At 55.6% G+C, this 14,566-nt stretch carries 12 protein-coding genes; 8 read left to right on the top strand and 4 right to left on the bottom strand.

All coding sequences use genetic code 11. The features are described from left to right. Positions 1-173 precede the first annotated feature (173 nt). Positions 174-1,064 (top strand): DMT family transporter, encoded by an 891-nt coding sequence (locus ASD8599_RS05085; protein ID WP_108827531.1) that lies wholly within the window; start codon positions 174-176, stop codon positions 1,062-1,064. 107 nt (positions 1,065-1,171) lie between these two features. Continuing rightward, positions 1,172-1,741: a GcrA family cell cycle regulator gene (locus ASD8599_RS05080; RefSeq protein ID WP_108827530.1), complete on the top strand. Its 570-nt coding sequence runs from the start codon at positions 1,172-1,174 to the stop codon at positions 1,739-1,741. 80 nt (positions 1,742-1,821) lie between these two features. On the opposite strand, the gene ASD8599_RS05075 is transcribed toward ASD8599_RS05080, so the two are convergent. Next, positions 1,822-3,567, bottom strand: coding sequence for a methyl-accepting chemotaxis protein (locus ASD8599_RS05075; protein ID WP_181364409.1), 1,746 nt, complete (start codon positions 3,565-3,567; stop codon positions 1,822-1,824). After that, positions 3,560-3,889 (bottom strand): hypothetical protein, encoded by a 330-nt coding sequence (locus ASD8599_RS20120; RefSeq protein WP_146188187.1) that lies wholly within the window; start codon positions 3,887-3,889, stop codon positions 3,560-3,562. Before ASD8599_RS20120 ends, ASD8599_RS05075 begins: the two co-directional genes overlap by 8 nt. 189 nt (positions 3,890-4,078) lie before the next feature. On the opposite strand from ASD8599_RS20120, the gene ASD8599_RS05070 reads away from it, so the two are divergent. The 6 genes from ASD8599_RS05070 (at position 4,079) to mdoH (ending at position 13,104) form a co-directional block, all read left to right on the top strand. Next, complete coding sequence (locus tag ASD8599_RS05070) at positions 4,079-5,695, top strand: thiamine pyrophosphate-binding protein (protein ID WP_108827528.1); 1,617 nt, start codon at positions 4,079-4,081, stop codon at positions 5,693-5,695. Then, complete coding sequence (locus tag ASD8599_RS05065; protein WP_422664760.1) at positions 5,682-6,887, top strand: CaiB/BaiF CoA transferase family protein; 1,206 nt, start codon at positions 5,682-5,684, stop codon at positions 6,885-6,887. Before ASD8599_RS05070 ends, ASD8599_RS05065 begins: the two co-directional genes overlap by 14 nt. Before the next feature lie 177 nt (positions 6,888-7,064). Next, a complete protein-coding gene (locus ASD8599_RS05060) occupies positions 7,065-8,417 on the top strand; it encodes a tetratricopeptide repeat protein (protein WP_108827526.1) in 1,353 nt (450 codons plus the stop codon). A gap of 45 nt (positions 8,418-8,462) precedes the next feature. Then, the gene (locus ASD8599_RS05055; protein WP_108827525.1) at positions 8,463-9,704 is read left to right on the top strand and encodes an OpgC family protein; all 1,242 of its coding nucleotides are present in this window, start codon (positions 8,463-8,465) and stop codon (positions 9,702-9,704) included. Then, a complete protein-coding gene (locus ASD8599_RS05050) occupies positions 9,704-11,227 on the top strand; it encodes an OpgD/OpgG family glucan biosynthesis protein (protein ID WP_108827524.1) in 1,524 nt (507 codons plus the stop codon). Before ASD8599_RS05055 ends, ASD8599_RS05050 begins: the two co-directional genes overlap by 1 nt. After that, positions 11,224-13,104 (top strand): glucans biosynthesis glucosyltransferase MdoH, encoded by a 1,881-nt coding sequence (gene mdoH / locus ASD8599_RS05045; RefSeq protein ID WP_306418864.1) that lies wholly within the window; start codon positions 11,224-11,226, stop codon positions 13,102-13,104. Before ASD8599_RS05050 ends, mdoH begins: the two co-directional genes overlap by 4 nt. A gap of 116 nt (positions 13,105-13,220) precedes the next feature. On the opposite strand, the gene ASD8599_RS05040 is transcribed toward mdoH, so the two are convergent. Together ASD8599_RS05040 and ASD8599_RS05035 are read right to left on the bottom strand one after the other, a co-directional pair. After that, on the bottom strand, positions 13,221-14,036 hold the full coding sequence (locus ASD8599_RS05040; RefSeq protein WP_245925929.1) for a CE1 family esterase: 816 nt from the start codon (positions 14,034-14,036) through the stop codon (positions 13,221-13,223). A 24-nt stretch (positions 14,037-14,060) separates the two neighbouring features. Continuing rightward, entirely contained in the window at positions 14,061-14,561 is a 501-nt protein-coding gene (locus tag ASD8599_RS05035; protein WP_108827522.1) for a rhodanese-like domain-containing protein, read from the bottom strand. Between the last annotated feature and the right edge of the window lie 5 nt (positions 14,562-14,566).

Here is a 14,566-nt window from a genome sequence, read left to right as displayed (position 1 = left end):
AAAAAGGCTTACGCGAACGTACGACGTCGTCGGAGTGTTATGGCGCGTAAATTTGACATGTGGCCCGTTTAACGGAACTGAATTGATGTGACCAGTCCCTTTCCGCTTCCTTTCCAACTGATAGCGAAGTTATTGCGCTTGCCCTGACCAAGGCGCAAGCGCATAGCAGCGCCATGTTTGAACCACGCACACAAAATCCAGCGCTTGCCGCCGCCTTGATCGTTGTTGCCACTGCATTCATCGCAGCGACCACGTTGATGGCTAAGGCTTTGGGGTCCGATGCATTTGGCACCGCGATGAACCCGTTGCAGATCAGCCATGGTCGTTATGTGTTTGCGTTTGTCGTGATATCTATGGCTGTGGGGATCTTTCGCCCCCAGTTCACGCCAGTGCGCTGGCGCATGCATGCCACGCGCACTTTGATGGGATGGGCCGGTGTCAGCTTGATGTTCGCTTCTGTGGCTTTTATCCCGCTGGCTGACGCAACGGCTATTTCCTTTTTGAACCCTGTTTTCGGCATGGTTCTGGCCATTCCATTGCTCAAGGAATCCGTGGGCCCGATCAGGTGGAGTGCCGCAGCCATTGCGTTGGTCGGGGCGATGATCTTGCTGCGCCCCACCCCCGACAGCTTTCAACCTGCAGCCTTGTTGGCATTGGGGGCCGCATTGGCGTTGGGCTTTGAACTTATTATTATCAAACGCTTGGCAGGCCGCGAAGCACCGTTGCAGATTTTATGGATCAACAATCTTTTGGGCGTGGTAATTTCCACGGTCGCCGTTCTTTTCGTCTGGCAAGCGCCGACACTCACACAGTGGGCGATCCTGGCCGGGATCGGTGTCTTCATGGCCATTGCCCAAGCGTGTTTTGTGAATGCCATGGCACGCGCGGATGCGAGCTTTGTTGCGCCATTCAGCTACGGTACGCTGATTTTCGCAGCACTGTATGACGCGTTGTTCTACAAGGTCATTCCAGATGCTGTTACTGTGCTGGGAGCCTCCATTATCGTGGCTGGCGCGGTGCTTTTGGCTGTCCGCGAAGCGCAGTTACAAAAGCGCAAAGCTTAAGCTTGTGCAGACCTGCTTGTAACCGCGCCCAGAACCATTAGAATAGAGCGCTGAATGATATCACAAAGCGGTCCATGCAAGGGCCGCTTTTTACCTAGGGATGCCGCATGTCTTGGACTGACGACCGCGTTGAATTGCTGAAAAAGATGTGGGGCGAGGGCCAATCGGCCAGCCAGATCGCAAAAGAACTTGGCGGGGTCACCCGCAATGCCGTCATCGGCAAAGTGCACCGTTTGGGGCTGTCCAATCGTGCAGGCAGTGCTGGCGCGGCCAAAGCCGAAGCTAAACCAAAGCCCGCACCGAAAGCAAAGCCTGATCCAAAACCGCAATTGAAAACCGAACCTGCGATCAAGCCTGTACCGGTTGATGCTTCACCGAAACCAAATTTGCCGGCACGCAAGCAAATCATTCCAGCAGGGCAACCCTTGCCTCCGCAGCCGTCAGCAAACGAAATTAGCCCTGAAGCGTTGGCCAAAGTGAACGCTGTTGAGAAAAAAGCTAAAAAACTGACATTGATGGAACTGACGGAACGGACATGTAAATGGCCTGTCGGCGATCCAGCAACCGAGGATTTTTGGTTTTGCGGACTGCCTGTGCAACAAGGTAAACCCTACTGCGAAGCTCACGTGGGTGTCGCATTCCAGCCCATGAGCGCACGACGCGACCGTCGCCGCTAAAAGTTCCAGCGTACTGCGTTCATACTGGTTTACACGGCGCAGTACGTTTTCCACTCAAGTATTGGAAAACGCCTAGGCATCTATGATGCTTTCTTGTGCGCGACCAACTTTTCTTTTTTATGGCCTGAGCCGGAAATTTCAAATTTGGAGGTCAGATCGACCAGGGCCTGTGCTTCGATTGACAAAGCTTGGGTAGAGCTTGTCGTGTCCTCAAAAATACTCAGGTTTTTTTGTGTCATGTCGTTCAGAGTGGCAAATGATGCACTGATCGTGCGTACCCCTTGATCTTGTTCCTGAGTACTTTCTGTGATCGCGCCCATATGCGTTGTGATACTTTCAATGGCTTGTACCACGTCGTTTAGGGATTGAACCGTATCTGTCATGCGACTTGCGCCTTCTGACACGTGTTTGTTTGATCGCTCAATGAGATCACGAATATCACTGGCGCTGGTGGACGACCGTTGCGCAAGAGCGCGCACTTCTGATGCGACAACTGCGAACCCACGCCCAGCCTCACCAGCGCGCGCAGCTTCGACACCTGCGTTCAGCGCCAACAGATTTGTTTGGAAGGCGATTTCATCAATCACAGAAACAATACGCGCCATTTCACGGGAACTCTGTTCGATCTCTTGCATCGATGCACTGGCAAGTGCAGTTACCTTTTCACTTTTACCTGCATTTTCTCGTGCAACGGTCGCATCTATATTGGCCCCCGATACGATGTCGGTCAGCCGCACAATGGTCGAGGCCAAAGAAAGCGCAGAAACTTTTGAATCCGACAAAATATCGACCTGGGCACTGCCACTTTCAGATAGAACGACTGCGGCCTGACCTAAATCCTCTGACTGGGCTTCGAACTGATCCGCCCGCACTACAATTTTTGCCAGCGCCAGATCGATTCCTTCCATCGCATCATTAAAAGCATGACGCAAATCTTCGTAGTCTTTTGCCAAAGGCCGTGTAATTCGTTTCGTGAGGTCGCCCGCCTGTAGCGCTTGCAATGCATCGCGTAAAACATCGACAACTTCGCGCTGACTCTGGGCCGCCTGTTCAAGGGCCAGATGCCGTTTAGCTTCATCGTCGCGCATTTGGGCCTCGGCAGCCTGCTTGGCGCCCTCGGCGCGCTGTGAAGCTTCCCACGCGTCTTGCGCAGCTTTCCCGTCCGCTTCACTTCGTGCAACGGCAGCCTCTGCTTTGCGTTGGGCAAGCAGGGCTTTGTCACGCGAAATGGTCGCTTCAGTCATCGCAGTTTTTAAGGCGCCAGCCGCATCTACTTGTGCATCCATCAATGTTTGCCGGGCCTTAATCGCAGCCATCAGGCCCATAGCTTCGAAAATCACAACAACAGCATGCAGTGCAGAACGTTGCAAATTTTCAAAAACATCAACGGAAGGATAAACAAGGCTTGGCATCAAGATACTGAAGCTTGCGTGATGCAACGCGATCACAACGACAGCCGCGACAATTGCAGGCACGCTGCCAAGGCCACCTGTCGCCGCAAGCAACGCAAAAAACAACATGTGGCTGTCCACCTGCCATGCGTGCCCTGCAAAAGCGGTAGTAAAGGCAACCGCCTGCCCAACCAGCCCCATTGCAGCAACTGAGGCCCGTACATCTTTTCCTTCAAGGCTCCACAACCCAAGTGTCGAAAAGACGGCAAACGCCAAACCAATTCCACCACTTGCAACCACGGGCGCATCTAGCATCTTCGCAGTGATAACCACGATCAGAAGAAAAACCCAAGTCAACGCCAGAACTATCTGTTCTGCACCGTTGCCTATTGGGAACCCTGTAGCGCGTTCGTTGGTGTTGTATGATTTAAACATAACGATCCTCTTTAACTTGACCAAACCCGCATAGCGCGGCCAAGATTTGTGCTGGTACCAGCCAATATCCTGCATCCATCGCCTGTTCGACAGCCCCGTCATCTCCTGTCACAAGCACACCAAATCGCGCAACCGATGGGCCAACTGGATAGACGCCCATCATCTGCAATGGTTGCCTTGTGGCTTCCGGATTTTGCGACAAAAGCAAATAGACGCCCAAGCTGTCATTTTGACCCTGTCTTGCCGCAACAGCCAAAGGTCCAGCCAAGACGGAAACCAGCATCGGACCACATAGAAACAAGAACACGCGACATTTTTTCATCCATGCAGCTTTAAGTGCAAATTCTTGTAACTCCTTTAATGCCCAGCGGAACCCCAACCCAAAAAACAAAAAATTCTACCCATTTTCGCAAAACGCTTAAGCAGGTTGAAACATTCCTGCACACAAGTGTCACTTGCCCACGGACCGGTTCTTGTGCGACCTGTGCCACAGCCAAACCGGAGTTTTCGCATGTCCCAGACCATCCGTGCCGCAGATGCCCTTGCCCTTCGCCTTTTCGCTGCGGGGTGTCGCACCGCTTTTGGTATGCCCGGCGGTGAAGTCTTAACCCTTGTGGACGCACTGGAAGCTGCGGGAATTCGATTTGTGCTGGCAAAGCACGAAAACGCCGCGGCCTTTATGGCCGAAGGCGTCTACCATCGCACAGGTGCCCCCGGCATCTTGATCGCCACCGTGGGTCCGGGCGTCTTGAATGGTGTCAACGCGATCGCCAACGCCCATCAAGACCGCGTTCCAATGATTGTTCTGGCCGGATGCGTCGATGCCGACGACGCACAAAGCTATACACATCAAGTCCTTGACCAAACCGCCGTTTTCGCACCGATTACAAAGGCAACATTTACCCTGAATACAGGTGCCGCGCACATCATTGCAGACAAGGCAGTCGCCATTGCAACCGAAGGCCGCCCCGGTCCGGTTCACATTGATGTGCCGATTTCTGTGGCTGTGGCCCAAGTTCCGTCTATGCCGCCTGCCCCACGCGCTGAGGCGGCGTTGGTTGTGCCTTCCTCTGATGTTCTGGCGGAAACCGCGGACTGGCTGTCCAACGCCAAACGCCCCGTTTTGATTGCCGGCGTAGATGCCATGAACGAAGGGGCCGCGCCCCAGATCACAGCAATGGCAGAGGCATTTCAGATCCCTGTTATCACAACCTACAAGGCCAAAGGGCTGTTGCCCGAAGACCATCCATTGGCTTTGGGCGGCGCGGGCCTGTCGCCGTTGGCCGACACACATTTGCTGCCGTTGATCGAAAGCGCTGATCTGGTGATTTGCGCGGGCTATGATCCGATTGAAATGCGCCCCGGCTGGCAAAACATCTGGGACCCAAGACAAAAACGCGTCGTAGATATTACAGCCGAACCGAACCATCATTACATGCACCAATCCACCGTGAGTATCATCGGTTCTACCCCCGCCACACTGGACGCCCTGCTCAAGGCCGCGACACCAAATAGCACCTGGGCGGGCGGCGAAGTGGCACGCACCAAAGCCGCATTGAACAAAGCCTTTCCAACTGATGACACATGGGGACCGGCCGCTGTGATTGACGTGTGCCGCAAGGTTTTGCCACGCAACACTTTGGCCACTGTCGACAGCGGTGCGCACAGGATTTTGCTTAGTCAAATGTGGCAATGCTATGAGCCGCGTGGCCTGACCCAATCGACAGCTTTATGCACAATGGGATGCGCGGTGCCTTTGGCTATGGGCGCAAAGTTCGCTGATCCGGAACGCCCCGTTGTTAGTTTTTCAGGGGATGCCGGGTTTTTGATGGTCACCGGGGAATTGAGCACGGCGAAAGAACTGGACTTGTCCACGATATTTGTCGTCTTTGTGGATGCCTCCCTGTCGCTGATTGAGTTGAAACAGCGGCAAAGGCAACTTCAGAATAAGGGTGTCGATTTCGCCCATCATGACTACGCCGCGATGGGACGGGCATTCGGCGGACAAGGCCACACGGTCCATTCGCGCGAGGCGTTGCAAACTGCATTGGAGCAGGCGCAGACCGCCGATACGTTCACTGTGATTGCCGCAGTGATTGAAAAAGGGGCGTATGATGGTCGCATCTGAGACGCCCACGGCCCTTGGTGATCTGTTCGTTCTGGACTTAAGCCGTATTCTGGCTGGCCCCACCGCAACCCAGCTTCTAGGGGATTTCGGGGCCACCGTGATCAAAGTTGAAAACCCCAAAACAGGGGGCGACGACACACGCGGCTGGGGGCCGAACTACGTTAGGGACACAGATGGCAAAGCCACTGATCTTTCTGCGTATTTCATGTGTGCCAACCGCAACAAGCAATCCATAGCCGTAGACATCTCTACCCCGGAAGGGCAAAAGACAGTGCGCCAATTGGCGGCGCGGGCCGATGTGGTTATCGAAAATTACAAACCAGACGGGTTGGTCAAATACGGGTTGGATCATGCCACGTTGCGGGCCAAACATCCGGGCTTGGTGTATTGTTCGATCTCCGGCTTTGGACAATTTGGGCCCAACCGTGACCAACCCGGTTATGACCTGATGGCGCAAGGCTATGGCGGGATCATGTCCTTGACGGGGGATCCGCAAGGTGCGCCGACAAAGGTGGGCGTGGGCATCGCGGACGTGATGTGCGGCATGTATGCCACGATTGGTATTCTGGCGGCCTTGCGCCACCGCGATGCTACGGGTGAAGGCCAGCACATCGACCTCAGTCTTGTGGATGCGCAAATGTCCTGGTTGATCAACGAAGGTATGAACTTCTTGACCTCCGGTGAAAACCCAGAGCGGCGTGGCAATGCCCATCCCAACATCGTGCCATATGATGCATTCGCTGGATCTGACGGCCACGTGCTGGTGGCGGTCGGCAACGACGCACAGTTTAAACGGTTTTGCGATGTTATCGGACGACCTGATCTGGGAACAGACACCCGCTTTGCAACCAACACTTTACGGATCGAACACCGTGATGCACTGATCCCGGAAATACGCGCCACTCTTGAAGACTTCACCACCCAGGAAATTCTGGAAAAACTGCAATCTGTCAAAGTTCCCGTTGGCCCTATCAACACAGTCAGCGAAGCACTGCTGTCGGATCAGGCGCAGGCGCGCGGCACCGTTATTTCGGTCCCTGCACAAGACTTTGCGGACGGTACGCTACCATTGCTGGCGAATCCCTTGAAGCTAAGTCGCACACCTGTGCAATATCGGCGTCCTCCACCCCGCTTTGGGCAAGACACCGATGCGGTTCTTGAAACACTCAAGCACCCCAAACCGCCGAAATAGCGGGATTTTTCCCCGTAACTTGGGCGGTATTATGCCTGTTTTTTGCGAATGCTGACATGTTGCTCACGAAAGCAGCATCGCGCTTCACGTGTGCGTGTACATCCCCCCCAAGGCGTGATCTGAGCCCTTAAATCCGCTAGACCTACGTGCAACACGATACCCAAGAAAGGTGGTCCCATGGCCCTGTATGATATTTGTCAAAGTCCTGTTTCACTGTCTTCGGCACAACAGCTGGAGAACTGGAACGGGCTTGTACATGGCTTCTTGTCACATGGCACCCAAACACCTGTTCATTTGGGCGCACTGCTGGCAGCAAACCCCGGTTTTGCAATGGGCCACGCTGCCCGTGGATTGTTTTCGCTTATGATGGGACGCAAGGAATTGTGGTCGGTCGCAGAAGACGCCGCCGTCAGCGCACGCGCTGCTATGGCGCAGAGTGACATTACAACTCGCGAACGGGGCTGGGTCGCGGCATTGGACGCATGGTTGAACGATTGTCCCTCTTCTGCAATCGCCCAGATGGAAGCGATTTTGCGAGAGAACCCCGCCGACACACTGTCAGCCAAAGTGTCCCATGCCATTCGATTCATCCTGGGCGACGGCACCGGCATGCGCCGCTCTGTGGAACGGGTTTTGGGTGCGCACACAAGCGATCATGCGTGCCGCGGGTATATCTTGGGATGCCACGCCTTTACGCTTGAAGAAACGGGTGAATATGCGGCGGCCGAACGCGCAGGTTTGCAAGGTCTGCAATACGCAACAGATGACGCATGGGGATTGCATGCCGTGGCGCACGTCTATGACATGACCGCCGACCCCGATGCAGGTATCCGCCTGATCGAAAACAACACCAGCGCGTGGACGCATTGCAACAATTTTCGCTATCATGTCTGGTGGCACAAAGCGTTGCTTCACCTTGATCGGGGCGAACTGGACACTGTGATGTCCTTGTATGACACGCAAATCCGCGAAGACAAAACCGACGATTACCGCGACATAGCCAACGCCACATCGCTTTTGATGCGACTAGAGCTGGAAGGCGTTGATGTGGGCAATCGCTGGGCAGAGCTGGCTGACTTTGCGCAAAACAGAACCGACGACGGTTGCGTGGTCTTTGCCGATCTGCACTACATGCTGGCATTGTCGGGCGCGGATCGTGCCGATGCCAAAGCCGATATGGCACAGCGCTTCCTGCGCGATGCGAAAGACACAGGTGAAATGGCGAAACGGGTGGCGGACCCCGGGTTGGCCGCACTGGCCGGATTGAACGCCTTTTCCGAAGGGCGCTACGGCGATGCATTTGTCAATTTGGCGACAGCACGCCCCGCCATGCAAACCATCGGCGGCAGCCACGCACAGCGCGATGTGTTCGAACGTATGACAATCGATGCAGGCATCCGTGCGGGCCGCATTGACGAAACAGAAGTCATTTTAGGGGAACGAATGGCGCAACGTGCGGGGCACCGTGACCGGTTTACATCATCGCGCTTTGCATCGCTGGCGGACGCACGCCGTATTCCTGCGCAATAATCCACAGTTGCTTGACGTTTTTGCGTATCGGAGTAAGGCGTAGCCATGACTTTCGCTGACCCATCCCAAGTTGAAAAAACTGTAGCTGCCCCTGCGCCGGCAGCTGCTGCAAACGTGCGCGATCTACGCCTTGATTTCTTTCGCGGCATCGCGATGTTCATCATCCTGATTGCCCACACACCCGGCAACTTCCTGACAAGCTGGATCCCCGCCCGTTGGGGGTTCTCAGATGCCACCGAAATCTTTGTTTTTTGTTCTGGCATGGCCAGCGCCATCGCCTTTGGACGCGGCTTTGATCGCGTGGGGTGGCTTTTGGGATCTGCGCGTGTCGCTTTTCGTGTCTGGCAGGTCTACTGGGCCCATGTCGGCTTGTTTTTCGCGACCCTTGCCCTGACCGTGGCCCTCACCGATTCCGGCTATGGCACCCGCAATTATTGGGGCCAGTTGAACCTTTGGATGATTTTTGTCGAAAGTGAAAAATGGACCAACCCCAACATATTGCTAAGCTTTATGACGCTGCGATGGGTCCCGAACTATTTCGACATTCTGCCGATGTATATGGTTGTTCTGATGTTGATGCCTGTGATCATGGCATTGTCCAACGTGAACAAATGGCTGGTTGCAGCCTTTATCGGCACCGTCTGGATTTTTGCCCAAAAGCAGTTGTGGATTAATCTGGGTTTGCCCCAATTCTACATCGGCTTGCCTGCAGAGCCTTGGGGGGATCGCAATTGGTTCTTTAACCCGTTTGGCTGGCAATTGATCTTCTTCACCGGTTTTGCCTTCATGCGGGGCTGGTTGCCCAAACCGCCTGTGAATACTGTGCTGATCGCAGTGGCCGCGTTTATCGTGCTGGCAAATGTGCCCCTGTCCAACATCGGTGTCCGCGAATTCGGGTTTGAATGGGCCCGTGACTGGCGCAGCGACAACAAAATGCTGATCGACAAATCCAGTTTTGGCATTTTGCGGTTCGTCCAGTTTTTGGCTTTGGCTTACTTGTGCTGGGTCGCAGCCGGCGACAAAGGCAACCGCCTACTGGCTACAGGCACTGGCACCATCGCGCGCATTTGGGCCCGTTGTTTGGCCATTATCCTGAAAGTTGGTCAACAGTCTTTGGCCGTCTTTGTGGTGTCTATGTTCACCGCCCGATTGATGGGCTTCACGATGGATGTTTTTGGCCGCGACACCGGAACCGTTTTGCTGGTGAATGGGTTGGGGGGATGTATCTTGATCGCCACGGCCTACGGCGCGGGATGGTTCAAATCCCAACCTTGGAGGGTAAAGTGATGCTGCGTCGCGATGTGCTGAAGGCAATATTGGCCGCTACCGCTGTGCCTTCAGCGGCTTGGGCGCAAGAACCCGGACTGCAAGTGGGCCAAGCATCACCATTTGATGCAACAACAGTCCGCGACCGCGCCGAAGCTTTGGCGCAAGCTGATTACGCCCCGCGCCCAATGATCCCCGAAGCATGGCGCAACCTAACGTATGATCAATACAGGAAAATCTGGTTTGACAGTCGGAACGCGCTTTGGGAAGGGTCCGATGCCCCACAGCGTGTCGATGTGTTTCCTCCGGGTCTGTATTTCCCGCGCGGCGTCGAGATGTTTGAGGTCGACGGCAGCATGGCCCGCCCGGTTGGGTTTGATATGGGCGTTTTCGACACGACCGACAAATTTCCCGACGTGCCCATAGATGACACTTTGGGGTATTCCGGTCTGCGTTTGCGGGCCGAATTGGATCAACCCGACATTTTTCAGGAATACGCCGTTTTCCAAGGGGCAAGCTATTTCCGTGGCATCGGCACAGGACAGTTCTATGGGTTGTCCGCGCGTGGTCTTGCCTTGAAAACCGGCGATCCCATGGGCGAGGAATTTCCCGACTTTGTAGCCTTCTGGATGGAGCGTCCGGAAGCTGGCCAAAAGACCGTCATTTTGCACGCGCTTCTCGACAGCCCAAGCTGCACAGGCGCATACCGGTTCGCGATCACCCACGGCGAAACGCTGGAAATGGATGTTGATGCACAACTTTTTGCACGCAACGACATGGCGCATGTGGGCATCGCCCCGCTGACATCGATGTTTTTGTTCGATGACATGGACCGTCAGCGCTTTGACGATTTTCGACCCGCTGTCCACGACAGTGACGGATTGCTGATCCACAATGGCGGCGGTGAAGTGATCTGGCGGCCTTTGGCCAACCCGTTGACGCTGCAGATCAGCGCGTTTGGCGACAACAACCCAAAAGGGTTCGGACTGTGCCAGCGGTCACGCGATTTTGGCGACTTCAACGATCTGGAGGCGCATTATCATGAACGACCCTCGCTATGGGTCACACCAGGCGAAGACTGGGGGCGTGGATCGGTTACGTTGGTTGAAATTCCCGCAGACCTAGAGATTTACGACAATATCGTAGCCTACTGGCGACCAGCCGACGGCATCAAGGCAGGCGACGTCCATAAAATGAGCTACCGCTTGGATTGGGGCAACGATCCTGCACCGCATCCCGAACGGGCCTTGGCGGTCATGAACACCGCGGCCGGGGGGCGGCCCGAAGGTGGACGCATCTTCACAATCGATTTTGAGGGCAGCGATCTGCTTCCCGAAGATCTGAACTCCCTGACCAAGATCGTGCGCACGTCGCATGGCGAGGTCTCGGATGGAGTGGTGCAACGCAACCCTGAAACCGGTGGGCCGCGGCTTGCCTTTACCTTCTATCCCGGCGAAGCCCGATATGCCGAGTTCCGTGCCCAATTGCGCCTGCCCGATGGCCCACTGACCGAAGTCTGGCTATATCGGTGGACCGCCACTTGAACATCGACCCTCATATCGTGGCCGATATGCCACCGCGTGCGCCGCTGGACATGCCGATGCAGGACTTTTCCAAAGCGCCCGATGCACGTAAAGCGCGGACCGAGGATGGCGGTTCTGTTTGGCGTTTGAGTGTTTTCGTACCTGCGATCTTGGGTACATTTGCGCTGATGTGGGGGCTGCACGGTGTTTTGATGCAAGCCGGTATGTCAGTTCTGGAATGGATCTTGCTGGGGATGATCGGCACAACATTCGTGTGGGTCACGCTTGCTATCAGCACAGTCGGCGTGGGGCTTGCAGGTCGCATGCGCAACCCGCGTGATGCTGGCCCCTGCGATGTGGCGCCCTTGGACGTGGCCCTTTTGATCCCGATTTACAACGAAGTGCCTTCAGATGTGTTCGGCAACGCCACCGCTATGCTGCAGGATTTGGCACATCGATCCTCCGACCATCGCTACACATTGTTTGTTTTATCCGACAGCACCGATGACAACACTGCCGATCAGGAGTGGCGGGCCTTTGCAGCGCTGCGCGCGTCAGCCCCCGTTGGAATAGATGTGCATTACCGACGCCGTGCCCAGAACACGGACAAAAAAGTGGGGAATCTCGTCGATTGGATCACTGGATGGGGTGCAGCCCATAATGCGATGTTGGTGTTGGACGCAGACAGCCTCATGACAGGCCGTGCAATCGAGCGTCTTGCAGACGAATTGGCTGCCGATGGCGACGCGGGCCTTATTCAAAGCTTTCCCCAATTGATCGGTGCGGAAACTGTGTTTGCCCGCATCCAGCAATTTTCGAATGTGGCTTATGGCTGGCTTCTGGCCGAAGGGTTGGCGCGCTGGTCACAAGCGGAGGGCAACTATTGGGGGCACAATGCGATTATTCGCACAGAGGCCTTTGCGCAAACCGCAGGCTTGCCACATCTAAATGATGTTCTGGGCCGTGACGAGCTGATCCTGAGCCACGATTTTGTGGAAGCGTCGCTTTTGCGTCGCGCAGGCTGGCGGGTGCGCTTTTTGCCACGTGTCACGGGCAGCTTCGAAGAAACCCCAGGCACCTTGATTGACTACGTCATTCGTGACCGTCGCTGGTGTCGTGGCAATTTACAGCATTTGCGCCTTTTGGGTACACGCGGGCTGCATCCGGTATCACGCTTTCACCTTTTTCAGGGGGCAGCGGCCTATCTGATGTCACCGGCTTGGTTTGTTTTGTTGGTGTTCTGGGCGCTTTTGGGCCGCGACGCCGATACAAATGTCATTTTGTATTTCCACGAAAGCAATCCGTTGTTCCCCAACTGGCCCCCAGACATGAGCCACATCGACAGCGCCATATTTCTTGTGATCATGTATGCAATGTTACTGATCCCGAAAATTGCAGGGGCAGGCATCATCGCGGCCAACGGTAAAGCGGCAAAAGTTTTTGGCGGGCGGTGGTCTTTTCTGGGCGCGTTTGTCGTCGAGGTCGCTTTGTCCATTCTGTACGCCCCAATTTTGATGATCCAACAGACCCGTGCCGTGTTTTTGGCTATGCGTGGACAGGGCGGCGGATGGGCGCCACAGCGCCGTGACGCGCAGGCTTATCCTTTGCGTACTTTGTTTGCATTTCACTGGATGGAAACCCTTTTGGGTGCCCTCTTGGTCGTGGGCCTAAGTGCAGGGCTGATTTCGCTTTGGTTGCTGCCAATCGTGTTCAGCCTTGTTATGGCGGTGCCCTTGTCTGCCCTTAGCTCAGTGCATCTGGGTCAACGCACACCTGCGCCCCTACGCATGGAAAGCCCCAATTCACTGCGGGAACCTGCCATCTTGATTCGCGCCAAACGCGAACGCGATGCATTGCAAACGCTGCTGGACCGGCAAGCAGAACTGCCCGCAGAATAGACCAAGATATTTTGATTTGACGTTTGGCAATGGGTTTAGCTTTGCACAATGGGGGCGCTGCCCCCCGGCCTATGGCCTCCCCCCGAAGTATTTTTAGCGAAAAGAAGGGCTGGCCATCAGAGGTTTTCAAACCAATCCAGCGCCATATCAGCCCATCCTTGCGGTACTTTGTGCCCGCCGGGGAATATTGCAAATTCCAGCGCAGACCCTTCTGCGCAGCGTATCCAGCTGCGCCGCAAGAAATCCCCTTTTGTCACAAAGCGATCCGCCCGCAATTGCAGGCATTGATTCACGTCCCGCCACAGTCCAACTGTGTAGAAAATGTCGCCCTGGATCAAAGCGTCGGGGTCGTTACGATCCTCACCACGCACGACCCGTCCCTCAAGTGGAACAGTCGTGTCAGTCCAGCCGTGCGTGTGTAAAAGCCGCACGGGCCCGGCACAGCTAACAGGATGTGGTCGCCAAAATCCTCCGCCCACAGGCAGATACGCTTTGAATGCGTCCGGCGTTGCACAGGCCAGATAGGATGTCATTGACCCCCCGATGGAGAACCCGCCCAGCGCCATTTCTGTAGTGTCCAGATCGAACCTTGTTGCGGCATCATCCCGCACAGCTTTCAAAAAGGCCATGTCGTCGCGTTGTTGAGGCCAATCCGGATGGAACGACCACCGCCGACCATTTCGCCCTTCGCGCTGCGTGCCGTCAGGACCGATAACCGCATATCCGCGATCAAGCGCATCTGGCACCCAGACCTTGTTCGACAGCGTACCTGCACCCGAACCGCCAAATCCGTGCAGAAACATGATGCTGCCTTTGATATCGCCTGCGGGCAGCGTGACGTGATAGCTGCCTTCGTCGATCTCGCATGCCTCTGATGCCGGTCCGCACCCGCCCCAAGCAGTTGTGCCAAAACTGCCTAACACGGCGGCCACTAAAAGTACCTTTTGCATCCAGTCCTATTCCGGTCGCACCACCGGCAACCCAGATTTGAGCCATCCAGGGCCAGCCCCCGATCCAAGCATGCCTTCCGGCACGTCAATGATATTCGTAAAACCGGCTTTTGTCAGCCGCGCTGTCATGGCGCGTGAGCGTACACCGCGTGCACAAATCAAAGCGACAGGGTGGGATGCGTCTTGCTGAACGTGCGCCAGAAGCGCCTGCACAAAGTCCTTGCGCCGCATATCCAAAGGCACGGCATGCGCCCCGACGCCGGTATGCGCCCATTCGTCGGGCCTGCGAATATCAACCAATACAATATCACCGGCTTTGGCGGCCGCGTGGGCCTGTTGCACGCTGAGCTGGCCTTTTTGCCCAGCGCGGGCCGTCACATTGAACCATTTAGCCCCAAAAACACCGAGACCACCCAAAGCAACAACACTTGCCCCAACGAGAACACCCCGCCGCGACAAACGCGGACGGGGGTTCCGTCGATCCAACGAGGGTGAAGGATCACTCATGAAAC

Source organism: Ascidiaceihabitans donghaensis (assembly GCF_900302465.1).
GTDB lineage: Bacteria > Pseudomonadota > Alphaproteobacteria > Rhodobacterales > Rhodobacteraceae > Ascidiaceihabitans > Ascidiaceihabitans donghaensis.
The sequence above is the reverse complement of the archived record's forward strand: the minus strand, read 5'-3'. Positions and strand labels throughout refer to the sequence as shown.

What these genes read in the sequence shown, in the direction of transcription:
- ASD8599_RS05085 (WP_108827531.1), top strand. Translation starts at nt 174, where the DNA reads ATGTTTGAACCACGCACACAAAATCCAGCGCTTGCCGCCGCCTTGATC.
- ASD8599_RS05080 (WP_108827530.1), top strand. Translation starts at nt 1,172, where the DNA reads ATGTCTTGGACTGACGACCGCGTTGAATTGCTGAAAAAGATGTGGGGC.
- ASD8599_RS05075 (WP_181364409.1), bottom strand. Translation starts at nt 3,567, where the DNA reads ATGTTTAAATCATACAACACCAACGAACGCGCTACAGGGTTCCCAATA.
- ASD8599_RS20120 (WP_146188187.1), bottom strand. Translation starts at nt 3,889, where the DNA reads ATGAAAAAATGTCGCGTGTTCTTGTTTCTATGTGGTCCGATGCTGGTT.
- ASD8599_RS05070 (WP_108827528.1), top strand. Translation starts at nt 4,079, where the DNA reads ATGTCCCAGACCATCCGTGCCGCAGATGCCCTTGCCCTTCGCCTTTTC.
- ASD8599_RS05065 (WP_422664760.1), top strand. Translation starts at nt 5,682, where the DNA reads ATGGTCGCATCTGAGACGCCCACGGCCCTTGGTGATCTGTTCGTTCTG.
- ASD8599_RS05060 (WP_108827526.1), top strand. Translation starts at nt 7,065, where the DNA reads ATGGCCCTGTATGATATTTGTCAAAGTCCTGTTTCACTGTCTTCGGCA.
- ASD8599_RS05055 (WP_108827525.1), top strand. Translation starts at nt 8,463, where the DNA reads ATGACTTTCGCTGACCCATCCCAAGTTGAAAAAACTGTAGCTGCCCCT.
- ASD8599_RS05050 (WP_108827524.1), top strand. Translation starts at nt 9,704, where the DNA reads ATGCTGCGTCGCGATGTGCTGAAGGCAATATTGGCCGCTACCGCTGTG.
- ASD8599_RS05035 (WP_108827522.1), bottom strand. Translation starts at nt 14,561, where the DNA reads ATGAGTGATCCTTCACCCTCGTTGGATCGACGGAACCCCCGTCCGCGT.